This is a genomic window from Rhizobium sp. 01L419, from assembly GCF_056400025.1.
Map to the genome: position 1 here is coordinate 677874 of NZ_JBFTSM010000001.1, position 24928 is coordinate 702801.

The 24928-nt window shown below is 60.7% G+C and carries 21 protein-coding genes and 1 pseudogene; 14 read left to right on the forward strand and 8 right to left on the reverse strand.

Annotated features, from left to right (window positions below):
- Positions 1-7 precede the first annotated feature (7 nt).
- The 8 genes from AC1DUP_RS03385 to AC1DUP_RS03420 all read left to right on the forward strand — a co-directional run bounded on the left by AC1DUP_RS03385 (position 8) and on the right by AC1DUP_RS03420 (position 11798).
- Positions 8-1453: an MFS transporter gene (locus AC1DUP_RS03385; RefSeq protein WP_477832077.1), complete on the forward strand. Its 1446-nt coding sequence runs from the start codon at positions 8-10 to the stop codon at positions 1451-1453.
- 271 nt (positions 1454-1724) lie between these two features.
- Positions 1725-2780: a histidine kinase dimerization/phosphoacceptor domain -containing protein gene (locus AC1DUP_RS03390; protein ID WP_113296717.1), complete on the forward strand. Its 1056-nt coding sequence runs from the start codon at positions 1725-1727 to the stop codon at positions 2778-2780.
- Positions 2781-2856: 76 nt separating this feature from the next.
- Positions 2857-3414: a DUF924 family protein gene (locus AC1DUP_RS03395; RefSeq protein WP_477832078.1), complete on the forward strand. Its 558-nt coding sequence runs from the start codon at positions 2857-2859 to the stop codon at positions 3412-3414.
- 91 nt (positions 3415-3505) lie between these two features.
- Positions 3506-6139 (forward strand): mechanosensitive ion channel domain-containing protein, encoded by a 2634-nt coding sequence (locus AC1DUP_RS03400; protein WP_477832079.1) that lies wholly within the window; start codon positions 3506-3508, stop codon positions 6137-6139.
- Between the two features lie 100 nt (positions 6140-6239).
- Entirely contained in the window at positions 6240-6515 is a 276-nt protein-coding gene (locus AC1DUP_RS03405) for a hypothetical protein (protein ID WP_113296720.1), read from the forward strand.
- A gap of 205 nt (positions 6516-6720) precedes the next feature.
- Positions 6721-9234 carry a GcvT family protein gene (locus AC1DUP_RS03410; protein WP_477832080.1) on the forward strand — a complete coding sequence of 838 codons (2514 nt, stop codon included), beginning with the start codon at positions 6721-6723 and terminating at the stop codon, positions 9232-9234.
- A 196-nt stretch (positions 9235-9430) separates the two neighbouring features.
- Positions 9431-10261 carry a response regulator gene (locus AC1DUP_RS03415; protein ID WP_113296722.1) on the forward strand — a complete coding sequence of 277 codons (831 nt, stop codon included), beginning with the start codon at positions 9431-9433 and terminating at the stop codon, positions 10259-10261.
- Positions 10262-10466: 205 nt separating this feature from the next.
- Entirely contained in the window at positions 10467-11798 is a 1332-nt protein-coding gene (locus tag AC1DUP_RS03420; RefSeq protein ID WP_477832081.1) for a diguanylate cyclase, read from the forward strand.
- 117 nt (positions 11799-11915) lie between these two features.
- Here AC1DUP_RS03420 and AC1DUP_RS03425 read toward each other — a convergent pair whose 3' ends face one another.
- The 5 genes from AC1DUP_RS03425 to AC1DUP_RS03445 all read right to left on the reverse strand — a co-directional run bounded on the left by AC1DUP_RS03425 (position 11916) and on the right by AC1DUP_RS03445 (position 17286).
- The gene (locus tag AC1DUP_RS03425; RefSeq protein ID WP_113296741.1) at positions 11916-12938 is read right to left on the reverse strand and encodes a GlxA family transcriptional regulator; all 1023 of its coding nucleotides are present in this window, start codon (positions 12936-12938) and stop codon (positions 11916-11918) included.
- A gap of 300 nt (positions 12939-13238) precedes the next feature.
- The gene (locus tag AC1DUP_RS03430; protein WP_113296725.1) at positions 13239-13442 is read right to left on the reverse strand and encodes a hypothetical protein; all 204 of its coding nucleotides are present in this window, start codon (positions 13440-13442) and stop codon (positions 13239-13241) included.
- 119 nt (positions 13443-13561) lie between these two features.
- Positions 13562-13726, reverse strand: a complete 165-nt coding sequence (locus tag AC1DUP_RS03435; protein WP_477832082.1) for a hypothetical protein — start codon at positions 13724-13726, stop codon at positions 13562-13564.
- Positions 13727-13945: 219 nt separating this feature from the next.
- Positions 13946-15847 carry a potassium transporter Kup gene (locus tag AC1DUP_RS03440; RefSeq protein ID WP_477832083.1) on the reverse strand — a complete coding sequence of 634 codons (1902 nt, stop codon included), beginning with the start codon at positions 15845-15847 and terminating at the stop codon, positions 13946-13948.
- 134 nt (positions 15848-15981) lie between these two features.
- On the reverse strand, positions 15982-17286 hold the full coding sequence (locus AC1DUP_RS03445) for a hemolysin family protein (RefSeq protein ID WP_113296727.1): 1305 nt from the start codon (positions 17284-17286) through the stop codon (positions 15982-15984).
- Between the two features lie 289 nt (positions 17287-17575).
- Here AC1DUP_RS03445 and AC1DUP_RS03450 point away from each other — a divergent pair, with 289 nt between their 5' ends.
- From AC1DUP_RS03450 to AC1DUP_RS03460, 3 genes are all read left to right on the forward strand, one after another.
- Positions 17576-18982, forward strand: a complete 1407-nt coding sequence (locus tag AC1DUP_RS03450) for a peptidoglycan L,D-endopeptidase MepK (protein WP_477832084.1) — start codon at positions 17576-17578, stop codon at positions 18980-18982.
- Positions 18983-19033: 51 nt separating this feature from the next.
- Complete coding sequence (locus AC1DUP_RS03455) at positions 19034-19975, forward strand: LysR family transcriptional regulator (RefSeq protein ID WP_477832085.1); 942 nt, start codon at positions 19034-19036, stop codon at positions 19973-19975.
- A 95-nt stretch (positions 19976-20070) separates the two neighbouring features.
- On the forward strand, positions 20071-20226 hold the full coding sequence (locus AC1DUP_RS03460) for an entericidin domain-containing protein (RefSeq protein WP_113296730.1): 156 nt from the start codon (positions 20071-20073) through the stop codon (positions 20224-20226).
- A 6-nt stretch (positions 20227-20232) separates the two neighbouring features.
- Here AC1DUP_RS03460 and AC1DUP_RS03465 read toward each other — a convergent pair whose 3' ends face one another.
- Positions 20233-20583, reverse strand: coding sequence for a hypothetical protein (locus tag AC1DUP_RS03465; protein ID WP_113296731.1), 351 nt, complete (start codon positions 20581-20583; stop codon positions 20233-20235).
- 32 nt (positions 20584-20615) lie between these two features.
- Positions 20616-20951, reverse strand: a pseudogene (locus tag AC1DUP_RS03470) (glycine betaine ABC transporter substrate-binding protein); the annotation flags it as partial.
- A gap of 606 nt (positions 20952-21557) precedes the next feature.
- Here AC1DUP_RS03470 and AC1DUP_RS03475 point away from each other — a divergent pair.
- Positions 21558-23012, forward strand: a complete 1455-nt coding sequence (locus AC1DUP_RS03475) for a cobyric acid synthase (RefSeq protein WP_477832086.1) — start codon at positions 21558-21560, stop codon at positions 23010-23012.
- Between the two features lie 106 nt (positions 23013-23118).
- On the forward strand, positions 23119-23889 hold the full coding sequence (locus AC1DUP_RS03480; protein ID WP_477832087.1) for an SDR family oxidoreductase: 771 nt from the start codon (positions 23119-23121) through the stop codon (positions 23887-23889).
- Positions 23890-23923: 34 nt separating this feature from the next.
- On the opposite strand, the gene AC1DUP_RS03485 is transcribed toward AC1DUP_RS03480, so the two are convergent.
- Positions 23924-24427 carry a MarR family winged helix-turn-helix transcriptional regulator gene (locus AC1DUP_RS03485; protein WP_477832088.1) on the reverse strand — a complete coding sequence of 168 codons (504 nt, stop codon included), beginning with the start codon at positions 24425-24427 and terminating at the stop codon, positions 23924-23926.
- Positions 24428-24531: 104 nt separating this feature from the next.
- On the opposite strand from AC1DUP_RS03485, the gene AC1DUP_RS03490 reads away from it, so the two are divergent.
- Positions 24532-24831, forward strand: a complete 300-nt coding sequence (locus tag AC1DUP_RS03490) for a DUF1330 domain-containing protein (protein ID WP_113296735.1) — start codon at positions 24532-24534, stop codon at positions 24829-24831.
- Positions 24832-24928: the final 97 nt, after the last annotated feature.

Below are 24928 nucleotides of genomic sequence, written 5' to 3' on the forward strand. Positions count from 1 at the left end.
CAGATCGATGACTGCAGTTCAGACGGATGAGAAGACAGATGAGGCGGCAAGCGTCCGCCAGGCCAAGATCGTAGCGCTGGTCGTTGCCGTTTCCTTCTTCATGCAGATCCTCGACGGTACGATCGTCACCACCTCGCTGCCGCAGATGGCGACAAGTTTCGGTGTGCAGCCGGTCGCCATGAGCATCGGCATCACCGTCTACATGCTGACCACGTCGGCCTTCATTCCGCTTTCCGGCTGGCTCGGCGACCGGTTTGGCGCGCGGCGCGTCTTTCTCGTGTCGATTGCCGTCTTCACCTTGGCATCGCTGTTCTGCGGCCTGTCGGGAAGCCTGACGGAGTTCGTCATTGCGCGCGCGGTGCAGGGTGTCGGCAGTGCGCTGATGACGCCGGTCGGGCGCATCATCGTGTTGAAAAATGCCCGCAAGTCCGAGCTGGTGCAGGCGATCGCGCTGATCACCTGGCCGGCGCTGACCGCACCCGTCGTCGGCCCGGTGCTCGGCAGTTTCATCACCACCTATGCGAGCTGGCACTGGAATTTCCTCATCAATATCCCGATCGGCCTCGTCGGCATTGCGCTCGTGCTGCGCTTCGTGCCGGAGCAGCGGGAAGAGCGCGTCGGGCCTCTCGACATCAAGGGTTTCTTCCTGAGCGCGGCGGGGCTGACCTCGCTGCTTGCGGCGCTCGAACTGTCGGTCAAAGGGCAGGGCGGGTTCGTGCCGCTCCTCGTGCTGCTTGCCGCCGGCATCGTCCTTTCCGTCATGGCGACGCGGCACTTTCTGCGGGCCGACAATCCGCTGCTCGATCTCTCGGCCTTCAAGGTTCAGACCTTCTCGATGACGACGCTTTCGGCGGGCACGGCCTGCCGAGTGGCGATCAATGCCACGCCCTTCCTGCTGCCGCTGCTCTTCCAGCTCGGTTTCGGCCTGAGTTCGATTGCCGCCGGCACCTATCTGCTGGTCTATTTCCTCGGCAATCTCGGCATGAAGGTAGTGACGACGCCGCTCCTGAGGTTCTTCGGCTTCCGCAACGTGCTCTTCTTCAACGGCATCATCGCTGCCGCCTCGATCGTCGCCTGCGGCTTGCTGACGCCGGAAACGCCTGCGATCATCATCTCGGCGCTGCTCTTCATTGCCGGGCTTTCGCGGTCGATGGAATTCACGGCGCTCAATACGCTCTCCTTTGCCGATATCGGCCCGACGCAGAGAAGCTCGGCCTCGACGCTGTCGAGCATGTTGCAGCAGATTTCAATGCTGCTCGGCGTTGCGGTGGCGGCGGCCGTGCTCAACATTTCCTCGGGGCTTCGGGGTGCAGCGGACCCGGCTCTCGGCGATTTCCGCTGGGCGTTCTTCGTCGTCGGCATGATCGGCTTCTTGTCCTGCCTGCGCTTCCTGCAGCTTGCTGCCGATGCGGGTGCCGAGGTTTCTCACCACCGGCGCTTTCAAAAAAGCTGACTTTCCGCGGAACCATTTGCCTTCCCTTGCGTTTACGGCACTGATTTTCAGTATTCGTGTTCGCGATTTTTTAGAGGGCTTCCGGCCGCAGCCGGGAAGGGTCGACATTCTCGATGGCATTCTCCTTCGATCTGCCTGGCGTCAGGCATCACATGATACCAAAGGCTAGGTGCTGTTTACGCGCGCCTGTCCATGCAATACGACAGTCTCATGCAGAAAGACTCGGCGGCCTCACAGCCGGTATTGCTGCGGGAAAATGCCCGGAGGCAGAATGAGCGAGTCCAACGGCGATACGGGTGGAACCATCCGTATCCTCTATATCGATGACGATGAAGCGCTGGCGCTGCTGATGCAGAAGAATCTCGGCCGCCGCGGCTTTACGCTCGAATGGGCAAGCGACGGAGCTTCCGGCCTTGCAGTGCTTGCCGAAGGCGGCATCGAGGCCGTCGTTCTCGATCATTTCCTGAAGGCCGAAACCGGGCTCGATATCCTGCCGCGCATCATCGCGATGCCCAACCATCCGCCTGTGATCTATGCCACCGGCTCCGGCGATACGAGCATTGCGGTCGCAGCACTGAAGGCCGGCGCAGACGACTATGTTCTCAAGGGCATTTCGCCCGATTATTTCGATCTTCTGGCTGCCGCCCTCGAACAGGGGCTGGAGCGGGCGCGCTTCCGCCGTGACACGGCGCAGGCGCAGGAGGTGATCCGCCAGCAGCGTGACCATGCGGAAATGCTGCTTGCCGAAGTCAATCACCGCATCGCCAACAGCCTTGGCCTCGTCGGCGCGCTGATCCGCATGCAGTCCTCCATGACCAGCGACCAGGTAGCGATCGACGCTCTGCAGGAAACGCAGATGCGTATCAATGCGATCGCCAGCGTCCACCGCCGTCTCTACACCAACCGGCAGGTCGGCACGGTGCAGGTGGATGAATATCTGAGCAGCCTCCTGACCGAGCTCGAAGCCTCGATGCGAGACGAGAAACGGCCGCATCGCGTGGTGCTGACTTCCCAGCCGGTCAATCTGGCGACCGACAAGGTCATCACGCTCGGCCTCATCGTCAGTGAACTCGTCACCAACGCCTTCAAATATGCCTATCCGGATGGTGTTCCCGGCGAGATTACCGTGATCGTCGAGCATGAGAGCGATGTGCTGCGTGTGACGGTCGAGGATGCCGGCCGCGGCTTCGAGCAGGACGGCCCGCCGAAGGGGACCGGTCTCGGCACAAAGATCCTGACCGCCATGGCCTCCAGCCTGAAATCCGAACTCGTCTATGATCCGGAGCATCGCGGCACGAGAGCGATGCTGGTCTTTTCCGTAAGCTGACGTAGCTTTTGTAGTCTGGCTCGGTTTTCGTGAGCCGACCTGTTCTTTTTTGTAAGCTGACGCTTGGGGGAGCATCATGAATACGGATAGCGTCTGCACGCCGGGCGAAGTTTACGATTTTTGGTTCGTTCGCTGCGGCCGCAAGGAATGGTTCAGCTCGACTGCAGAACTGGACGAGGAAATCCGGGCGCGGTTTCGTGCCACCCACCTGTCGCTTGCCCTTGAAGTCACCGAGGAATGGCGCTCCAGCCCCGAGAGCCGGCTTGCGGCCGTGATCGTGCTCGACCAGTTTCCACGCAACATCTACCGCGCGACGCCACTTGCCTTTGCGACCGATGGGCTGGCGCTGCGCGAGGCGAAGCTTGCGCTTGCCAATGGTGCGGATCAGTCGGTGGAGGGTATCCTGCGAACCTTTTTCTACATGCCGTTCGAGCATGCAGAAGATCTCGTTGAGCAGGATCGCTCGGTGGCACTTTTCACAGCGCTCGGCGACGAGGAGTTTCGTGATTATGCGCTTCGCCACCGCGAAGTGATTGCGACATATGGCCGTTTTCCACACCGCAATGCCCTTGTCGGGCGCGAGTCGAGTGATGCCGAATTGGCCTATCTCGCGCTTCCCGGTTCCGGTTTCTGAGCTGCCACCTGGAAATTCCGCCTTTCTGTCGCCTTTCTTTCCTATAAGAAGCGGTCAATTACCTGATGAGACGAATCCACGCGGGGGCTTCTTGCGCTTGATACACTGGCTGCTTCGCACCGTTCTTCTGCTTTCGCTGGCTGTTGCCGGCCTGCATTTCGATGGAAGGGCCGCTTCTGCGCAGACCCCGCAGCCGGCGGCTGAGGCTCAGACCCAGACGACGCCAGCCCAATCGGCTCCGGTTCCGGCGGCTCCGGTTCAAGCGGCTCCGGCAGAGGCTGCGCCGGCCGAGGCGCCGCTCGCCAGTACCGGCCTCGATCAGGCGCTGAAGGATATCGACAAGGCGAAGAACGAGCTTGCTTCGCTGCAGGACCGCGTCAAGCAGAATGTCGACGATGACGACGGTCTGGTGGAGCTTGCCGGCAAGACCGACGAGCTCGGCCGCACCGTCATCGCGACGTCCGTCAGCCTGCGGCCGCGGTTCGACCAGATCAAGAGCCGCCTTGCCGAGCTCGGCGAACCGCCGAAGGACGGGCAGCCGCCGGAAGCGCAGATCGTCACCGAAGAGCGTAACGCGCTGACGGCCGAGCGCTCGCAGATCAACGCCGTCACGGGTGACGCGGAGAATCTGTCGATCGCTATCACCAAGCTTTCCAACGTGATCACGGCGACGCGCCGCCAGCTTTTTGCCGATACGCTGTTCCGGCGCACCGAGATCTCCGTCTCCGTCTTCGACGATGCGACCAGTGCCTTCGTGCAGGAAGTGAGCGAGTTTTCCCAGACGCTTTCGAGCTGGATTACCTTCGTCTGGAAGTTCAAGGCCCTGTCGCTGTTTGCGGCGATCTTCCTGTCGCTCGCGACGGCCCTGATCCTGCTCTCCGGCGGCTACCGGCTTTTCGGCCAGTATTTGCGGCGCGACGTCAATGTCGAAGAACCTTCCTATATCAGCCGTCTTGCCTTTGCCTTCTGGTCGACGCTGATCCGCACGGCGGCGCTCGATGTGCTGCTGGTGACGTCGCTGATCTTCCTCGACGGCTTTAATGTGCTGAGGAGCGACATCACGCCCGTGATCGCCGCGCTCTTCGGTTCGATCGGTCTCGTCTATTTCGTCGGCCGCTTCGTCAATGCGGTCTTTGCGCCGAATGATCCGTCCTGGCGCCTGGTGCGTCTTTCCAATCTCGGCGCGCGCTCTGTCGGCTACTGCCTGATCGCCATGGCGGTGGTCAACGCGCTCGACTATCTCTTCGGCGCCATCGGCGAAGCGATGGGCTCGCCGCTGGTTTTGACGGTCGTGCGCAGCCTGCTTGCGGCACTGATCATCGGCCTCATCCTGATTGCCGTATCCTTCGGAAAGCCGATGCTGGCGAGGAACGGCGATCCCGATGCGCCTGGCCGCCACTGGCCGCGCGGCATGGCGATCCTGTTGCGCGTCTTCGGCGCCGGGCTGATCCTTGCTGCACTTTCGGGCTATGTGGGCTTGGCACGTTTCGTCGCCACGCAGCTCATCATCACCAGCGCAATCGTGGTGACCACCTATATCGGCCTGCTGCTCGGCAAGGCGATCTCACGGCAGGACAATTTCGGCGATACGTTCCTCGGGCGTTTCCTGGAAACCCGCTTCAAGCTCGGGCCGGTGGCGATCGACCAGGTGGGGCTGGTCGTCGGCCTGCTGATCTATGCGGTCGCGCTCTTGACCGGCATTCCGCTCATCCTGCTGCTCTGGGGCTTCCACGTGCAGGATCTGCAGCTGCTTGCTTACAGGCTGTTTACGGAAGTCCGTCTCGGCGGTATCAGCATTTCGCTGCTCGGCATCTTTACCGGCATCCTGCTCTTCGCCGGCGGTTATCTCGCGACGCGCTGGGTGCAGAAGTGGCTGGACAGCAATGTCATGGCGCGCAGCCATGTCGATCTCGGCGTGCGCAATTCGGTGAAGACGGGCATCGGCTATCTCGGCGTCGGTGTGGCCGCCATCTTCGGCGTTTCGGCGGCGGGCATCGACCTGTCCAATCTGGCCCTCGTCGCCTCGGCGCTGTCGGTCGGTATCGGTTTCGGCCTGCAGAACATCGTGTCGAACTTCGTTTCCGGCCTGATCCTGCTTGTCGAACGTCCCTTCAAGGTGGGCGACCATGTCGTGTCCGGCACGGCCGAAGGTATCGTCAAGCGCATCTCGGTGCGCGCCACCGAAATCGAGACCTTCCGCAAGCAGTCGATCATCGTGCCGAATTCCGAGCTCATCAACGGGCTCGTCGGCAACTGGACGCATCGCAACAAGATCGGCCGTTCGGAAATCCCGGTTTCCGTAAGCTACGAGGCCGATCCGCGGAAGGTGATGGATATCCTGCTGGAACTCGTTTCCAAGGTGCCACTGGTGATGCGCAATCCGGAGCCGCATGTCGAGTTCCTGCGCTTCGGCCCCTATTCGCTGGATTTCGAGCTGCGCTTCTTCCTGGCCGACATGGGTGACGGCATGGCGGTGCGCAACGATCTCAGGATCGAGATCCTCAGGCGCTTCAGGGCGGAAGGCATCGAGATCCCGCTGCCGCAGAGCGATCTGACCATCCACCGGCAGGCGAATGCCGAAGCGGAGAAGGCGCTTGTCCAAAAGCCTGATGAGCCCGAGGACGCCGCGGCTGAAGATGAGGCCAGGGACAACGAGACGGTGGAAGACGAGCAGCCGGTGCGCCAATTGCGCAGCAAGGCGGCCGATGGCAAGCTCAAAGGCTGAACGGGGCATTCAGCGCTCATTCACGGCTGTGGTGCTATAACCTCAGGCAATCGATCGCTGCCGGGCAGCGACGAGCGCTCGAGGGGAGGGCGTATAGCCTATGTCGCATGTCGTGACACGTTCCGCAGTCGCATTTCTTCTTCTCCTTTCCGCCGCACCTTTGGCGCAGGCGGCCTCCGTCACCAACAAGGACGAAGCGCCCGTGGTGCTGACCGTCACCGAAGGCGGCAACCGTGTGGAAGTCGTCGTCGATGCCGGCGCTTCCGAAAGGTTCTGTCCCTCCGGCTGCTTCATGACGACGCCCGATGGCGATCGTATCGGGCTTTCCGGCGACGAGACGATCGAGATCGTCAAGGGTTCGGCCGTCGTCAAGTGACGGCGGCTTGAACCTGGTTATTGCCGATTTTCATGATTTTTTGAGCCTCACGGCTTTTGACGCTTGTCTATTTACAGGTGGTCGCGGCAAGCTTTTCGCATGTCGTAAACAGGCCTCTCACGGCTCATGCCTCGCGGCATAGTTCGCGACAATGGTTCGTCCGGGTATCGCAGGCCGGACATTCGGTTGAAGAGGGTATTATTCCATGAAGTCACATGCGCGGGCAGTGGTCATCGGCGGCGGCGTGGTCGGCGTTTCGACGCTCTATCACCTTGCGAAGAAGGGATGGGGCGACAGCGTGCTCATCGAGCGCAAGGAGCTGACGTCTGGCTCGACCTGGCATGCGGCGGGCCTCCTGCCGCTCTTCAACATGAGCTATTCGGTCGGCCAGATTCACAAATATTCCGTCCGCTTCTATCAGGAACTGCAGCAGGAAACCGGCATGAATGTCGGTTTTAGCAAGGTTTCCAACATTCGTCTCGCCCGCACCAGGGATCGCTGGGACGAATTTATGTATTATGCCGGCATTGCCGAAACGATCGGCGTGAAGGTCAATATCCTGACGCCCGAGCAGGTGAAGGAGATCTGGCCGCTCTGTGAGACCGATGGACTGCTCGGCGCCATTCAGCATCCCGATGACGGCTATATCCAGCCGGCGGACTTGACGCAGGCGCTTGCCAAGGGTGCCCGCGACTACGGCGCCACGATCTACCGCAACACGACGGTCACCGCCATCGAGCAGCAGGCTGACGGGTTCTGGAAGGTGACGACGGACAAGGGCGAGATTATCGCCGAACACGTCATTTCCTGCACCGGCAACTTCGCCCGCAAGACCGGCGACATGGTCGGCATCAATATTCCGGTCATCCCGGTCGAGCACCAGTATATCGTCACCGAGCCGCATCCCGATATTCTCGCCCGCAAGGCCAAGGGCCTGCCGGAAATGGGCGTGCTGCGCGAGGCTGACAGCGCCTGGTACATGCGCGAGGAAAATGGCGGGCTGCTGCTTGGCCCCTACGAGCACGGCGCGCCTGTCTGTTATGTCGACGGTCCGTCCGATGACAGCGAATACGAGCTGTTCCAGGAAGAGCTCGACCGGCTGATGCCGCATATCGAAACGGCGATCGCCCGCGTACCTGCCTTCGGCGAAGTCGGCATCAAGAAGGTTTATAATGGCGCGATCGCCTACACGCCCGACGGCAACCCGATCATCGGTCCCGCACCGGGGCTGAAGAACTTCTGGCTGAATGAAGGCCATTCCTTCGGCATCACCGCTGCCGGCGGCGCCGGCTGGCAGCTTGCCGAATGGATCGTCGATGGCGAGCCGACCGTCGACATGATGGGCGTCGATCCGCGCCGTTTCGGCCCTTACGCGAAGGAAGGCTACCTCATCGCCAAGAACGAGGAGGCCTATGCCAACGTCTTCACCATGCACTATCCGGATGAAGAGCGCTCCGCCGCCCGTCCGCTGAAGACGACGCCGGTCTATGACCGCCTGAAGAAGCTCGGTGCGGTCTTCGGCTCCGTCTATGGCTGGGAACGCGCCAACTGGTTTGCGCCCGAAGGCTATGATCTGCCGAAGGACCAGATCGGCGTCGGCGCCGATGTTCTCACCAACCACAATCATTCCGACCCGACCGAGGACGGCCGCGTCCTGGAGCGTTGGTCGTTCCGCCGCTCGAACTATTTCGAGCATGTCGGCAACGAAGTCCTGAACGTCAACAAGAATGTCGGCGTGCTGGACATGTCGGCCTTCGCCAAGGCATTGGTCACAGGTCCCGGTGCGCGCGCATGGCTGGAATCGATTTTTGCCAACGCGATCCCGAAGAAGCGCGGACGTATCGCGCTCTGCCACATGCTGACCAGGGAAGGCGGCGTGCGCGCGGAATTCACCGTCTATGAAAGCGCGCCCGGCACTTTCTACCTCGTCTCTGCCGGCGCCTATGAGGCGCATGACCACGACTATATGCGCAAGCTGCTGCCGACAGACGGCAGCGTGAAGTTCACGCCGATCACGCAAGGCTGGGGCGTGCTTGTTCTCGCCGGTCCAAAGTCGCGCGATGTGTTGAAGAAGCTGACCCGCACCAGCCTCGACAACAAGGATTTCCCCTGGCTATCAGGCAAGGAGATCTCGGTCGGTGCAGCAACCGCCCATGCGCTGCGCGTCAACTTCGTCGGCGAGCTCGGCTGGGAGCTGCATCATCCGATCGAGATGCAGAACTACATTTTCGACAAGCTGATGGAAGCCGGTGCCGAATTCGGCATCAAGCCTTTCGGCATCCGCGCCATGCTGTCCATGTCGGTGGAGAAGTCCTATCGCCTGATCCCGCGCGAAATGTCGATCGAATATAATGCTTATGAATCCGGCCTCGACCGCTTCATCAAGCCGGAAAAGGAATTCCTCGGCCGTGAGGGCCTGCTTTCCTACAAGGGAAAGGGCCTGAAGTGGAACTTCGCGACGCTTGTCGTCGAGACCGGCAATGACGTCGATGCGCGCGGCTCGGAGGCAATCTACAACGAGGCGGGCGAGCTTGTCGGCCGCGCCACCAACGGCACTTTCGGCTTCCGTATCAATCGCTCGCTGGCGCTTGCCATGCTGCGGCCCGATTACGCCAAGGAAGGCACGAAGCTGAAGATCAAGATCCTCGGCACCACGTACAACGCGACCGTCGTCGGTGAGAGCCCGTTCGACACCGAGAACGCAGCACTTCGTGGCTAAGGGATATCGCGACGCGCTTTAAGTCTATGTTTAGCGCGAGATGCTTCAATTTCTTAAGCATATGGACAAGAAAAGGGCGGCCGCATCATCGGCCGCCTTTTTCATGGCTGGCTATGGCAACCCAATTAATAATTATTCAAATCAATTCATGTAACCGTTTCGTTCGGGGACACAATTTCCATTTTAAAGGTTTGCCATGGCGTTTCTAGGTATTTCGGGGATGCAATATTCCGGAGAAATGTTTGCCGGCGCGCGCATTATCCTCGCTGAAGATTCCAATGTCTTCACGTCGATGATCGGAAAGCGCCTGAAGGAGCTCTTCGATATCGATGTCGAGATCTGCCGCAGCTTCGAAGAGCTGCAGCTTTCCTACGACAAATCTTCTGATCCGATTACGCTCGCGATCTCCAACATCAACCTGCCGGGCGCCGAAAACGGCGAGGCACTGGAATATCTGGTCGATCTGTCGATCCCGACGATCGTCTTTACCGGCACGTTCCAGGAAGGCATGCGCGACAAGCTGCTCGCCAAGGATATCGTCGACTACATCCTCAAGGACAATATCTTTGCCGTCGACCTGCTGGCGGAATCGATCTGCCGGTTCCTGACGAACCACCGTCATCACGTGCTGATCGTCGACGACAGCGCCACGGCCCGTGCGCTGCTTTCCAGCCGCCTGAAGCGCTATAATTTTCGCGTCAGCACCGCCGAGAGCGGCGCCAAGGCGTTGGAGATCCTCAAGGCCAACCGCGATATCGGCCTTATGGTCACCGACTACAACATGCCCGATATCGATGGCTTCGAGCTGACGCGCCGCATCCGCGCCTCGATCGGCTCGCATGAGCTGCGCATCATCGGCGTTTCCTCCTCTTCCAACCGGCTGCTTTCGGCACGATTCCTGAAGGCCGGCGGCAACGACTTCATGCTGCGTCCGTTCATCGACGAGGAGTTCTACTGCCGCGTCAACCAGAACCTGGATACGCTCCTGCAGATCCAGTCGATGCACAAGGAGCGGGCGGTTGCCTGACCCTGCCGCAACGATCGAGTACGGGCAAACGCCCCTACGTGATCGGTCTACACCGGAAAGATATGACGGAGGCTCATATTTCTGCAATCGCAGGTGTAGCTTCCGTCATTTTCCCCTTCACGGAAGGGGAGGCCTCGGTTATCGTCCCGCACGCTGCAAGAGGGGGCGAGTCGACCCCCATGGGCGTGCGGAGGGATAGGTAGCTGTGACATTCCAGGGGGATTTTCAGCGGGAGAATGCAGGTCCTCGGTTTGGAGGAATTCGCATACTTCTGGTTGAGGATTCCCGGATGTTTTCCGCCGTGCTCTGCCATCGGTTCCAGACCGAGCTCAACCTCAGTGTTGTCTGCTGTGCCTCGCTGAAGGCGCTGCGCGAAGAGCTCTCGCAGGACGGCCAAGGCTACAGCGTAGCCGTCGTCGACCTGAACCTGCCAGACGCACCCTATGGCGAGGCGCTCGACTGCACGATCGAGCACGATATTCCGGCCATCGTCTTTACCGCGACCTTCGATCTCAATACCCGCGCCCGCATCCTCGAGCGCAATGTCATTGACTATGTGCTGAAGGACAACGAATTCGCGCTCGACAATCTGGTCGCGACGGTGCGCCGGGCGATCATGAACCGCAAGACGCGGGTGCTTGTCGTCGACGACGTTTCATCGGCGCGCCAGGTACTGGTCGATCTCCTGAAAGCCCAGCAATATATGGTCGTCGAAGCCAGTTCCGGGCTCGAGGCGATTGCGGCACTTGAGGCCTACAGCGATATCGAGCTTGTCGTCACCGATCATCATATGCCCGATATGAGCGGCTATGAGCTGACGCGGCGCATCCGCCACCGGTTCGGCTCTGACAAGCTGCGCGTCATCGGCGTTTCCTCCTCGAACGACCGCATGCTGTCGGCAAGTTTCCTGAAGGCCGGGGCCAGCGACTTCGTCTACCGGCCGTTCGTCGCCGAAGAGCTGCAGTGCCGCATTGCCAACAATGTCGAGACGCTGACGCAGATGAAGCAGCTGCGCGCGGCGGCGGCCTGCGATTACCTGACCGGGCTTTATAACCGGCGCTATTTCTACGACAACGGCCCGAAGCTGGTGAACGAGTGCCTGCGGCTGAAAATGTCGAGCGCGGTCGCCATTCTCGACATCGACCACTTCAAGCGGCTGAACGACACTTATGGCCATGAGATCGGCGACAAGGTGCTGAAGGCTGTCGCAGACAGACTGCGGACGATCTTCGAAGGCAGCGACAATCTTCTCTCGCGCCTCGGCGGCGAGGAATTCGCCATTCTCTTCCCGCTGATGGATTCGCTGGCGGCCACCAAGCTCTGCGATGAGATCCGCTCGGATATTTCCCGCCTCAGAGTGACGGCCGACGATGAGGAGCTGGCGGTGACGGTGTCGATCGGCGTCGCCGAAATCACCGGTTACGAGACCTTCGAGAACTATCTGAACGCGGCAGACCAGTTCCTTTACATGGCCAAGCACAAGGGCCGGAATTTGGTCTATTCCGATGCCAAGATGACGGAAGAGGCGGCGCAGTAGGGGCGCTTGCAGTTCTCTTCGTCGTCATCCCCGGGCTTGTCCCGAGCATGACGGGAGAAGTGGGCCGGCTTGTCAAAACGATAGAGGCGGCCCAGTCGGCCGCCTATCTCGTTTCTCTCAAGCCGCAACTGCCTGCTGGCGGGCTGTCGCCATGGTCATCTTGCGATCGGCGCGCTCCTGCTGCGGTGAGCGCTGGTAAAGTTCGCGATAACACTTGGAGAAGTGCGAGGCGGAGACGAAACCGCAGGCGACGGCGACTTCGACGACCGGCATGGAGGACTGCACCAGCAGGTGGCGGGCGCGGTCGAGGCGGATCTCCAGATAGTAGCGGGCCGGGGAGCGGCCCATTTCCTGGCGGAAGAGGCGTTCGATCTGGCGGCGTGACAGGCCTGCGCCTTCGGCGATCTCCAGGAGCGACAGCGGTTCGGCGAGATTGCCTTCCATCAGCTCGATGATCGACAGCACCTTGGCGTTCTGGACACCGAGGCGGGCGCGCAGTGGCAGGCGCTGGCGGTCATGCGGGTTGCGCACGCGATCGGTCAGGTGCTGCTCACAGATACGGTTGACGAGGCTTTCGCCGAAATCCTCGCCGACGAGGTTCAGCATCATGTCCAGCGATGCCGTGCCGCCGGCGCAGGTGTAGAGATTGTTGTCGATCTCGTAGAGGTCGGCATAGACCTCGACCTGCGGGAAGGCTTCGGAGAAGCCCGGCAGGTTTTCCCAGTGGATCGCGCAGCGCTTGCCGTTCAGGAGACCTGCCTGGGCAAGCACATGCGCGCCCGTACAGAGCGAACCGACGGCGACGCCTCGATTGTAGGATTCGCGCAGCCAGGCATTGACGGATTTATGGTTGAAAGTCTCGACATCGATGCCGGAACAGACGAGCACCATGCCCGGCCGGTTTTCGCCGCCGAGATGGCGGCGCTCTTCGGCGAGCGATGAATTGGCCTCCACGCCGATGCCGCAGGAGGAATAGACCTTTTCGCCGTCGACGGAGCTCAGGCGCCACGTATAGGCCTGATAGCCGAGCATGCGGTTTGCGATGCGCAGGGTATCCACGGCCGCTGCAAAGGGCAGCATGGTGAATTGCGGGACCATGAAGAAGACTACGGAACGTTTCTTGAGCTGCATCTTGTTCATTGGAAAATCCATGCTCGAGGGCGACTGCATATTGGTCGCGTGGAATGCGTCGTTCCGATGTTCCAAAAGCGACACTGGCATGGATAAATGCGGCTAGGAAGAGCAAATCTGCGACATCAGCAGTGATTTGCGGCGCGAGCAGAGAAAATGGCCTCGATGCTGCGCTGTGGTCTTGTGAAATTCACTGGGGAGTAGGCAGGCGGCGGAGATGAAAAAGGCGGTGCTGCGTTGGCACAGACACCGCCTTTAGCTTGGGAGGTATGTCGTATTCATTACATGGTGCATGCATGAGCCCTGTCTTTAGTGAGCTCTGTCTTTGCCGGTCTCGTCGGCGCTCGGCCAGCCGATATCCTTGCGGATGTCGAGGGGCATGGATTCGATCTGGCGTTCCGTCTGCCACCGGCGCCATGCGCGCACGAGCCTGTCGGCATAGAAACCGAACGAAGAATGTCTGCTATAGGATGAAAGGTCCTTGCCGCCATCCCTGTAAGTCAACGAGGTCATTGCCGTTTCCTTTCCTTGCTGGATCCGGGATTCCCGTGTCCTTGAAGTAAAATATGCGCTTGCTGGACTCATCATTCAAACGAATAGATTTTATGAGTACCATAAGCGATTTTGAACTATCACCGCTCCTCGTCGAGAGCGGGCAGGGCGCAGATATCGGCCGCGATGTGCGACGGGTATTGCTTCATTTCCTGCCTGATCTTTTCACGCGCAGCCACCCGAAACAGGCGCGCACGGAATGCGAAGAAAGCCTGGAGGATGTTGAAGCCTGCTGTTTGCGACATGATCGGCCTCCTTTTTCTTCAGCCTCATCGTCACAACTAAAATATAGGTACTTAGGCTGGTTCAAACAAATGAAATGAACTGGCTCTTAGGTTCAGAGAAATTGAAAGATGGTAGGGTCGTGCCCATGGCTGTGAAGGACTGCATTCAGCAGCTCTTCAAGCCTGATGGCGACATGCAAAGGGGGTAAGCGGATGTGCAGGCGACCTATGTGCAGGCCGTCAGATGACCATCTGTTCACCAAGCTCCACCACGCGGTTGCTGGGAAGCTGGAAATAATCTGAGGGATCTATGGCGAAGCCCGCCATGGCGATGAAGAGCCGGTCCTGCCAGGCCGGAAGACCGGTATTCGGATCCCCGACGAGCTTGCGCCTGCCGACATAGAACGAGGTCGACATGATCTCGAAATCAAAGCCCGCCTTGCGGCAGAGCGGCAGGGCCTTGGAAACGTCCTGGTCCTCCATGAAGCCGAACAGGAGCTGGATCTTGATGAAGCGCTCCGACAGCTTTTCGATCGTCACCCGATCCGTTTCCGACACATAGGGCCGCGGCGCGGTCTTCACGTTGAGGATGACGTTGCGAGCGTGCAGGACGCGATTGTGCTTCAGATTGTGCAGGAGCACGCCGGGCGTCATGTCGGGAAGGCTGGTCAGGAAGATCGCCGTGCCGGGGACCTGGGCGGGAGCGTGATCCGATTTTCGTTCGATCGACGCAAGAAATTGCATCAGGGGTATGTCGTTGCTTGCGGACTTCTGGCGCACCAGCTTGGTTCCCTTCCGCCAGGTCCACATCATCACCATGAGCGCGCCGGCGATCAGCACGGGAACGTAGCCGCCGTCGTGGATCTTCAGGAGGTTCGCGCCGAGAAAGATGCTTTCAAGCAGGAGGAGCGGCAGGAGTGCGGCGAGCGCCGTGAGCACGTTCCATCCCCAGACGACGCGGAGAAACTGGAAGGACAGGATCGTGGTGACGACCATCGCACCCGTGACCGAAATTCCGTAGGCCGTGGCAAGGGCCTCTGACGAACCGAAGGCGAAGATCAGGGCAAGCACGCCAAGCAGCAGCGCCATATTGACCGCCGGGACATAGATCTGGCCGGTATTGGAGGCGGAGGTGAAGCAGATCTCCAGCCGCGGCAGGAAACCGAGATGGATTGCCTGACGGGCTAGCGAGAACGCCCCGGTGATGACGGCCTGGCTGGCGATGATCGTGGCAGCCGTGGCAAGGATGACCACGGGAAGGATCGCCCATTCCGGAAACATCAGGAAGAACGGATCAGACGCGGCCTGCGGGTTGGCGAGCACAAGCGCGCCCTGGCCGAGATAGTTGAGGAGCAGCGAGGGGAAGACCACAGCGAACCAGGCGACCTGGATCGGCTTCCTGCCGAAATGCCCGAGATCGGCATAGAGCGCCTCCGCGCCCGTTACGGTCAGGAAGACGGCGCCGAGGACCACGAGGCCGATGAGGCCCGCATGGGTGATGAAGTCGAAGGCGTAGAGCGGATTGAGTGCTGCGAAGATCGCGGGGTCGTCGGCGATGTGGGCAAGCCCGGCAAGGCCCATCACGAGGAACCACAGGAGCGTTATCGGGCCGAAGAGTTTTGACACGGAGGCCGTGCCGACCGACTGCACCAGGAACAGGAGTAGCATGATCGCGACGGCGATCGGCAGGATGTATGGCGTGAAGACCGGAGTGACGAGCTTCAACCCTTCGAGCGCCGACAGCACGGAGAGCGCAGGCGTGATCATCGCGTCGCCGATGAAGAGCGCGGCACCGATGATTCCTGCGAAGAAAAAGACGGTGGCGTGCCGGCTGGTTTTCTTCATGAGGAGGGCCAGCAGGGAAAGGGTTCCGCCTTCGCCCTCATTGTCTGCCCTCAGCAGAAACAGCACGTATTTGAACGTGACGATGATCGTCAGCGTCCAGATCATCAGCGAGATCAGGCCGATAACTTCCTGTGGGGTGACGCCGTCATGGGCGAAGGGCCGCAGCGCTTCGCGGAAGGCATAGAGCGGGCTCGTTCCTATATCTCCATAGACCACTCCAACCGCCCCGAGCAGGAGGGCCGCAAACTTTTGTTGGCCTGCATGAGACCGGTCTGCGTCGTGGGTGGTGGCTGACATGGAGATTCCCTGATTGTTGTCCGGCCTTGATCGTCGTTCGGAATGAAGGATATGGGGCGCAAGGCTGAGAATGGCACGTCGGGTCGCGGTGAGCGGCCGTCAGAACGCTCGCATCGCGGCCCTGATCGTGGCGATCATGTTTCCGCCCGCGCATCGTTCTTCGCCAGCGCGCTGACGAGAAGCTTGTCGACGCGCCGCCCGTCGAGGTCGATCACCTCGAATTTCCAGTCGTTCTTGACGAAGGTCTCGCCAAGCTCGGGCAGGTGCTTCAGTTCTTCCAGGACGAGACCGGCGACGGTCTGATATTCGACGTCTGCGTCAACAGGGAAATTCATGAATTCCGAAAACTCGTCGATCGGCGTCCATCCGGAAACCAGGTAGGAGCCGTCGTCGCGTCGCTTGATCGCCGGTTCCTCGCCGGAGGCCGCGTCGCCGAAAACGCCCATGATGGATTCGAGGATATCGCCTGACGTGATGACACCTTCGAAGTGGCCATATTCGTCAAAAACCAGAACCATATGCTGCGACGACTTCCTGATGGATTCGATCACCGAGGAGGCGGGAGCGAGGTCCGAGATGATCGGAACATCCCGTACCAGCGTCATGATGTCGACCGTCCGGTTGGCTTCAAGGGCATCGTAATAGTCCTTGACGGCGAGAACGCCGAGAACCTCGTCGGAGCTGCCCTTGCGGGCCGGCAGTCGCGTTCGCGATGTCGACTGAATGGTCTTGCGAATCTCCTCGGCGGTATCTTCGATATCGACCAGCTCGACATCGCGCCGCGGCGTCATGAGCGCGCGCGCCGTTCTGTCGGCAAGACGCATGACGCCGGTGATCATGGCGGACTCGCCGATTTCGATCACGCCGGCGCTCTGGGCTTCCGCGAGAACCGTCTTGATCTCCTCATCGGTGACGCCATCGCTGTTCCTGCCCGATTGGCCGAGCAGGGCGAGAACGAGTTTGCCCGAGCCGTCGAGCAGCCAGACGAGCGGCAATGCAGCCTTCGACAGGTAGGTCATCGTCGGCGCGACCCTGGCGGCGACGGCTTCCGGCGCGCGAAGGGCCACCTGCTTGGGCACTAGCTCGCCGATGATGAGGGAGAGATAGGTGATCGCCACGACGACCGTACCGACGCCGAGCCCATCCGCCCAGGCATCGGGAAGCCCCTGCGCCAGAAGCCAGGTGGAGAATCGCGCGCCGAGCGTGGCACCCGAGAAGGCACCTGACAGGACGCCGACGAGGGTGATGCCGATCTGAACCGTCGACAGGAAACGGCCGGGATCCTCAGCGAGGTGCAGGGCCAGTCGCGCTCCTCTGCTTCCCTGGTCTGCCATAACCCTGAGGCGTGCCGGGCGGGCGGAGACGATCGCGAGCTCCGACATGGCAAGGACGCCGTTGAGAATGGTGAGAAGGACGACGATGGCTATTTCGGTAAACAAACTTTGGCCTGTTTTGATGACAACGATCCGTCGAAACTATGCGATCTCGCTTCGCTTTGCGATAGTTGCCGTCGAAGATCGAGCTCTTCAGGCAAGATAATTGTGGCGGGACTTCCTACAGCCAGCGCAACCGGAGAACCATACGACGGCATCTTCCGGAAACGGAGCCTCATGTAATCCGCTGCTTATAAACCGCCTCTTAAGGATCTATTGACCATAATGAAGGCTTAACGCCGCCGCGTATGCGGTGCCTGTGATGTTTTCGTGTCTCGCACCAAGGACGAAGCCTGTGTCCCTTCATCAAGCCATCGCCGCCATTCCAGCGACCGCGTCTGCGTGGTTTCTGTCTGTCGTCGCCTATCGTGTGGCGATCGTTGCGGCCTTCGTTTTTGCTGTCATTGCCGGATCGAGCGAGGCAGCGGCAGAGGACAGGGCGCTGAAGCTCTACTTCACGCATACGGGCGAGCGTGCGACGATCGTCTTCAAGCGCAACGGCAAGTTCGACCAGCGCGGCCTCAACCAGATCAACCGCTTCCTGCGCGACTGGCGGCGCAATGAACCGGCCAGGATGGACCCGCGGCTGCTCGATCTCGTCTGGGAGGTCTATCGAAAGAGCGGGGCGAAGGAGGCAATCCACGTCGTCTCGGCCTACCGCTCGCCTGCCACCAACAACATGCTGCGCAACCGCTCGCGCAATACCGGTGTCGCCAAGCGCAGCCAGCACATGCTCGGCAAGGCGATGGATTTCTATATTCCCGGCGTCAAGCTCGCGACGCTGCGCGGCCTTGCCATGCAGATGCAAGTCGGCGGTGTGGGCTATTACCCGACATCGGGTTCGCCCTTCGTGCATCTCGATGTCGGCAATGTGCGCGCCTGGCCGCGCATGTCGCGCCAGGAGCTGGCGCGGCTTTTCCCCGACGGGCGCACGATCCACCTGCCGGCGGACGGTCGGCCGCTTCCGGGCTATCAGGTGGCGCTTGCCGACCGGAAGAAGGGTGTCCGCTCCGCGCCAATCGAGATTGCCGCAAGCGAGGATGAGGATGACGATGCGCCTGTGACGCCAAAGGCAGCGGCACCGACCCTGCTGACCGCACGCGCAGCAGCACCTGCGAAGGCACCTGATCCCGTCGTGACCGGAAGCCTTGTCACCGCCATGCTGCCGACGCCGCAGAAGCGGGCCGAGATCGGACTGGCGCCGCAGCTTGCCAAGCCTGAGGACAAGGCAGTTGCCGACCGGGCCTTTGCCGATCTTGCCTCGCTTACCGTTCCGCTGCCAGTGCTGCGGCCTGTTGAAATCGAGGCCGTGGAGAGCGAGACGCCCGCACCTGCGCCCGCGGTTGCTGCTGTGCTGGCATCCGTCCAGCCGGCCCCGGCCGATTTCACGCGCTTCGTTGTCGGTCGCAAGCCCGCCAATACCTCAGATATCGCCGACCGGCTGACTCATCCCGCGCCGACGGCTGAGCAGATCGCGGTGTTGCCGGTTTCCGCGTCGGAGCATGTCTCAGGCGGCGTCGGCGAGATGTCCGCACGAGCGCTGATTGCCTGGGCAGTGCGGTCGCCAGAAGCGTCGGTCGGACTTACGGCGCCTGCTATGGTCGGCAATACCTATCCGAAGGCTGTCGGCGGGGGCAGGACGGTTGCTTCAGGTGCGGCCGGAAAGAGTTTCAAGACCAGCCGTTTCGGTACTGAGGGCTGAAGTGTCATCGATCCGATCCCTTGGGGTCGGATTGACTTTCAATCAAATGCAATGATAATGCCTCATCATTCAGAAAAATTGAAAGATGTGACGATGACAATCCCGTTTCGCCGTCCCATTCCGCTGCTCGACAATGATGTGCTGCGCACTTTCGTAGCCATTGCAGAGACCGGTAATTTTTCGACTGCCGCCGAAACCGTCTTCCGCACGCCGTCGGCCGTTTCCATGCAGATCAAGAAGCTAGAGGAACAGCTTGGTGTCACACTGTTTCGCCGCGATGCGCGCTCGGTGACGCTGACGCAGCATGGCGAAATGCTGCTCTCTTATGCACGCAACATCCTGGCGCTCTCCAACGAGGCAGTATCGCGCTTCATCATGCCTGAGCTCAGCGGCGTGGTGCGGCTCGGCGCGCCCGAGGATATCGGCGAGCGGCTGCTGCCGCAGATACTGAAGAGTTTTGCGCAGATCTATCCGGGTATCATGGTCGACGTGACGATCGACATGAGCATCGGCCTGAAGAAGCGGATGGAGGAGCAACGCCTCGATCTCGCTCTCATCAACTGCGCCACGCGGCCTTTCCCGACCAATGGTGAGGTCGTCTATCGCGAACGGCTCGTCTGGGCAGGCGCCAAGTGCGGTTCGGCGCATCGGCGCGATCCGCTGCCGATCTCGATCTGGGAAGACGGCTGCATCTGGCGGCAGGAAGCGATCTCCCAGCTGGAGCGCAACAAGCGGCCTTATCGCGTCGCCTATCTCAGCGCCCACACGATGGCGCAGCGCGCCGCCGTGGTCTCCGATCTCGCCATCGCGCCGCTGCCACTCTCCTATGTCAGCGAGGATATGGCGATCCTCGGCATCCAGGAAGGGCTGCCGGAATTGGGCTCTTTCGACATCCAGCTGCTCACCGCATCGCAGATGACGGGGCCGATCGAAACGGTCGCCGACAGCATCCGCGCATCCTTCGCCGAAAGGTCGAAAGCGGCGGCTGCCTGATTTCTTTTAGCCGGTGAACTTTTCGCTCACGAATGCGTTATCCCGCCCGGACGGCATTGGCCGTTCGGGGTTGATTTCACAAAAGGATTTCGCACATGACGACCACGGGTAAAATCGCAGCCGCCTTTATGGTCCTTCTTGCACTTTCTTCCTGCGCCAATACGATCCGCGGCGTCGGCAGGGATACGGCAAGTGCCGTCAACGCAACGCAGGATGCCGGCCGCAGTGTCGATCGCGCAGCGAAGAGATAAACAGGTTCAGATTTTCGAAGTCGGATAAGCTTTTTCCAGCCCGCCGGATCGGGTCAGCCCGGTCCGGAATGCGGCATAGGCAGGGTGCTGGCTGGAGCGTGCCGCTTCCATGAGCCTGATCTGCAGACGGTCGGGGCCAGCTTCACCGATCCACTTGCCGAGAGTTTCGAGCTTCAGCGAGTTGAGAAGGCGCGAGGCGGAGGCGACATCGAGATGCCGATATAGGCCAGCGAGCAGGTTATCGTCCTGCGCCGGGTTTTCCATCAGCAGCGACAGATAGGATTTATCGGTTTCCGAGAGCGCCGCGAGTTTTTCCGCGACGGTATCGCGATCGGGGAAGGGCACCGTGCCAGTCATGACGAATCGTCCAGTCTTTGTTGTCAGGAAGGTTATAGACTGGCCTTGACCTTCTCGGCTACATCGACCGGAACCCATCGGCTCCAGAGTTCCTCATAATTCTGCAGGAAATAGAGGGCCGCACTTTCGTTATCCTCGCCGTTTTCATCCTGCCATGCCAGCACCTGGCTGATGGTCTCTTTATCCCAGCTGCGTGCCTTCAGACAGGTCATGACGGGGCCGGCGCGGTCGGCGAAGGACCGGGTCATCAGCGTGAAGGCCTGCGACACCGGATAGGCGTTCATCCTGGGATTGGCGCAGCCCCGAACCGAAGTGCAGGCATCCCATTCGGCTGGATCATGCGGCACGCTGAAATCCAGGAGCTTCATAATTAGCCGACAAATCTCTCCGCCGTTTCAGGTGCCAATCGCCCGGCGGAGATCATGTTCTCCAGGCTCTCCTGTTCGCGGCGCCGTTCGTCTGGTTTCCGGTGGCTCGTCGCCGGCCATTTCTATCGATGGCTCATGGTAAGCAAAGCTACGGATCTGCTTCAAGAAATCATCCGTCTTTCGGGTTCCATTTGTAACTAAATTATTGAATCCGAAGGACTTATGGCTGCGCTCATGAATGTTCCGCTTGGATTCGATCAGCGGGAATGCACGCTCACGGCTAGAGCTGAAAGGGGTTCCGGATGAGAAAAATTCGGAAAAGTTCAAAAAAAGTCGAATTTTGCCTCCGGGCGGGGCTTCAATAACCATCCGGTAAGAATGTGCCGTTATCTGTTGATGCGTGGCGGGGACAACCGCTGCTTTTCCGGATCAGGTACTGCGTCCCGGAAAAAGCGAGCTTCATCGTGTAAGGGTGAAGACGCCAGCGTTTACGGCAAACCGCATTGGGCTTCATGGCTCGATCGCGGTTTTCGCATTTTCAGGCCTCGGTTGACCGTCCGCCCGCCGGCATTGTAGGCCTGCCTGGAAGCGTTCACGGATAGAGTTATGACCAGAGCCATCATGCTGCAGGGAACCGGCTCGGATGTCGGCAAGACGGTGCTGGTGGCGGGGCTTTGCCGGCTGGCGGCCAATCGCGGGCTGAAGGTGCGGCCCTTCAAGCCGCAGAACATGTCTAACAATGCGGCAGTTTCCGACGACGGCGGCGAGATCGGCCGGGCGCAATGGCTGCAATCGCTCGCAGCACGTACGCCATCCTCCGTACATATGAACCCGGTGCTCTTGAAACCGCAGTCCGAGAATGGCAGCCAGATCATCGTGCAGGGGAGGGTGTTCGGGCAGGCGAAGGGGCGCGATTATCAGCGGCTGAAGCCGCAGCTTCTGGCCTCTGTGCTGGAGAGTTTCGGTAAGGTGTCCGAGGGTGCGGACCTCGTCATCGTCGAGGGTGCGGGTTCGCCGGCCGAAATCAATCTCAGGGCCGGCGATATTGCCAATATGGGCTTTGCGACGCGGGCGAATGTGCCTGTTGTCCTCGTCGGCGATATCGACCGCGGCGGGGTGATCGCCTCGCTCGTCGGCACCCATGCGATCCTCAGCGAGGAAGATCGCAGGATGATCTCGGGTTACATCATCAACAAGTTTCGGGGCGACGTTTCGCTGTTTGACGACGGTATCCGCTCTATCGAAGGTTTTACCGGCTGGCCGTGCTTCGGCGTCGTGCCCTGGCTGAAGGCGGCGGGGCGACTGCCGGCCGAGGATTCCGTCGTGCTGGAGCGGCTGGCGAAAGGGGCGGCGGGCGCGCTGAAGATTGCCGTGCCGGTGCTGCCGCGCATTGCCAATTTCGACGATCTCGATCCGCTTCGGGCCGAGCCCGATGTCGAGCTTGTCTTCGTGCGGGCAGGCGAGCGGCTGCCCGATGATGCGGGGCTCGTCATCCTTCCCGGTTCGAAATCGACGATATCGGATCTCGCCGATCTCAAGGCCCAGGGATGGGACCGCGACCTTGCCGCCCATGTCAGGCGCGGCGGCCGGGTGATCGGCATTTGCGGCGGCTACCAGATGCTCGGCCGCACTGTACGTGATCCGCTCGGCATCGAGGGAGCGACGACAGAAATCGAAGGGCTCGGTCTGCTCGATGTCGAGACGGAGATGGCGCCGGAGAAGACGGTGCGCAACAGCACCGCCCATTCGGCGGAATATGATGTGCCGCTGTCAGGCTATCAGATTCATCTCGGCATCACGCAAGGGGCTGATTGTGAACGGCCGGCGGCGATCGTGGACGGATTGGCCGATGGTGCGGTTTCGGCCGACGGCCGGATCATGGGCACCTATCTGCATGGCCTCTTCGGCAGCGACGCCTACCGCGCCCGGCTGCTTCAAAGCTTTGGCCTCTCAGGTGATGGCGGTAATTATCGCGAGAGCGTCGACCGTGCGCTCGACGAGGTCGCAGGTGGCCTGGAGCAACATCTCGACCCGCACTGGCTTGCAGGGCTGCTCGGCTAGGCCGGATATGGCCTGCGTTCAGCGAAGACGCTCAGCTCTTGCCAAATTAGTTGACTGAGTCCATTTATTGTCGCTGCAACGCACCCAGTCGAGAGCGATAAAGATCATGAGCATACTGGATGGATTCTCACTGGCGGGCCAGGTGGCGCTCGTGACCGGTGGCGGCCGCGGCCTGGGCTTCGAGATGGCACGCGCACTTGCCGAGGCCGGTGCGCACGTCATCGTCACCGGGCGCACGGCGGCGACGCTGGGAGATGCCATAAGGATCATCCGCGCCGCTGGTGGCACGGCGCAGGCCGCCGCGTTCGACATCGCCGACCGAGAGGCCCAGCGCGGGCTGATGGCCGATATCGAAAAGACCCATGGCCGTCTCGATATCCTGATCAACAATGTCGGCGCCCGCGACAGGCGGCCGCTGGCCGAATTCGCCGACGATGCCATCATCGAGCTGCTGCGCACCGATCTGGCCGCCGCGATAACGCTTTCGCGGGACGCAACCGTGCTGATGAAGCGGCGCAATTACGGCCGCCTGATCGCGGTGACCTCGATCAGCGGCCATGTCGCAATGCCCGGCGACTGCGTCTATCCGGCGGCCAAGCAGGGCCTGACCGGCCTGATGCGCGCCATGGCGGTCGAATTCGGCCCGCATGGCATCACCAGCAACGCGATTGCGCCCGGCTGGTTCGCCACAGAGACGAATGCGGCGATGGCTGCAAACGAGGAATTGATGCCCTTCGTGCGCCAGCGCATCCCGGTCCAGCGCTGGGGCTGCCCGGACGAGATCGCCGGCGCGGCGCTGTTTCTTGCAAGCGGTGCCGCTTCCTTCGTCAACGGCCACGTGCTCACCGTCGACGGCGGCATGACGGTCAGGATGTGAGCGGAGATGCCTGCCTTCATTCCTGAGGCGTTTTTCATGGCTTCTCACCGGAGTGGGTGGAGGCCTGCTCGGGATGCGGTTCTTTCAGCGACGGCGGAGAGGTCCGGGCGAAGATATTGCCGAGATCGGTGAGGAAGGTCAGCAGCAGGTTGAATTCCGGCTCGCTGTAGGAGTCCAGGATCGCGGAGACCGGCTCGCTCTGCTCCTCGTAGAGCCGGGTGGCGCGTGCCGAGGCCTCGGGACAGGCAACCAGGACAAGGCGGCGTTTGTCGGTCTCGTCCCGTTGCCTGACGACAAAGCCGGTCGCCTCCAGCTTGTCGATCAGCCCGCTGACCGTCCCGATCTTCAATCCGACCTCGCTCGACAGGGCCGTCATCGACAGCGGTCCGAGTTTTTCCAACAGCCGGAAGCACTTGAATTCGGTGCTGGTCAAGCCCACCTGCTCGGCCACCTTCTGGTGGAACAGCCCGAGCCGGGCCGAAAACAGCTGGACCGTCGGAATGTAGCGCGCGAGGCGGTCAGTTGACTTTTTCGGCAAAACGTTTAGATCTCCGAACTAATTGTTTCGATATTCTAAGGAATCGTCAGCGTCATGTCGATACTCTCGCATGGCTGTTCGGCCCTTGTTACAGGCAGCGATCCATGAGCGCCTATTTCATTCTCGAAATCCATCCCGATATCAAAGATCAGGCGATCGATGATTATCTTGCATGCATATCGGCGGATATGACGTTCCATGGAGGCCGTGTCCGGTCTCCGGGCGGCAGGGTCCAACCGGTCCAGGGAAACCGGCAGATGAACAGGCTTCTGATCATCGAATTCCGCACCGCCTCCATTGCCCGGGAATGGTATGAGGAGGCGAGGCAGGCAAATGAAGGTGTCGCCAGGTATCGTTCTCTCTTCGCCTGCCCCGCGGTTATCGTTGCCGGGATGGATGGTTAGAAACATTGGCCTCGCAGCCATTGCCTGAGGTCGCAGCCCGGTTCGGCATTGCCGCCCATTCGCCCTATTTCCGATTATAGAATTGCACCGGCCCATG

Coding starts and splice junctions, on each gene's coding strand:
- AC1DUP_RS03385 (WP_477832077.1), top strand. CDS start 8: ATGACTGCAGTTCAGACGGATGAGAAGACAGATGAGGCGGCAAGCGTC.
- AC1DUP_RS03390 (WP_113296717.1), top strand. CDS start 1,725: ATGAGCGAGTCCAACGGCGATACGGGTGGAACCATCCGTATCCTCTAT.
- AC1DUP_RS03395 (WP_477832078.1), top strand. CDS start 2,857: ATGAATACGGATAGCGTCTGCACGCCGGGCGAAGTTTACGATTTTTGG.
- AC1DUP_RS03405 (WP_113296720.1), top strand. CDS start 6,240: ATGTCGCATGTCGTGACACGTTCCGCAGTCGCATTTCTTCTTCTCCTT.
- AC1DUP_RS03410 (WP_477832080.1), top strand. CDS start 6,721: ATGAAGTCACATGCGCGGGCAGTGGTCATCGGCGGCGGCGTGGTCGGC.
- AC1DUP_RS03415 (WP_113296722.1), top strand. CDS start 9,431: ATGGCGTTTCTAGGTATTTCGGGGATGCAATATTCCGGAGAAATGTTT.
- AC1DUP_RS03425 (WP_113296741.1), bottom strand. CDS start 12,938: ATGAACAAGATGCAGCTCAAGAAACGTTCCGTAGTCTTCTTCATGGTC.
- AC1DUP_RS03430 (WP_113296725.1), bottom strand. CDS start 13,442: ATGACCTCGTTGACTTACAGGGATGGCGGCAAGGACCTTTCATCCTAT.
- AC1DUP_RS03435 (WP_477832082.1), bottom strand. CDS start 13,726: ATGTCGCAAACAGCAGGCTTCAACATCCTCCAGGCTTTCTTCGCATTC.
- AC1DUP_RS03440 (WP_477832083.1), bottom strand. CDS start 15,847: ATGTCAGCCACCACCCACGACGCAGACCGGTCTCATGCAGGCCAACAA.
- AC1DUP_RS03455 (WP_477832085.1), top strand. CDS start 19,034: ATGATAATGCCTCATCATTCAGAAAAATTGAAAGATGTGACGATGACA.
- AC1DUP_RS03460 (WP_113296730.1), top strand. CDS start 20,071: ATGACGACCACGGGTAAAATCGCAGCCGCCTTTATGGTCCTTCTTGCA.
- AC1DUP_RS03465 (WP_113296731.1), bottom strand. CDS start 20,583: ATGACTGGCACGGTGCCCTTCCCCGATCGCGATACCGTCGCGGAAAAA.
- AC1DUP_RS03475 (WP_477832086.1), top strand. CDS start 21,558: ATGACCAGAGCCATCATGCTGCAGGGAACCGGCTCGGATGTCGGCAAG.
- AC1DUP_RS03480 (WP_477832087.1), top strand. CDS start 23,119: ATGAGCATACTGGATGGATTCTCACTGGCGGGCCAGGTGGCGCTCGTG.
- AC1DUP_RS03490 (WP_113296735.1), top strand. CDS start 24,532: ATGAGCGCCTATTTCATTCTCGAAATCCATCCCGATATCAAAGATCAG.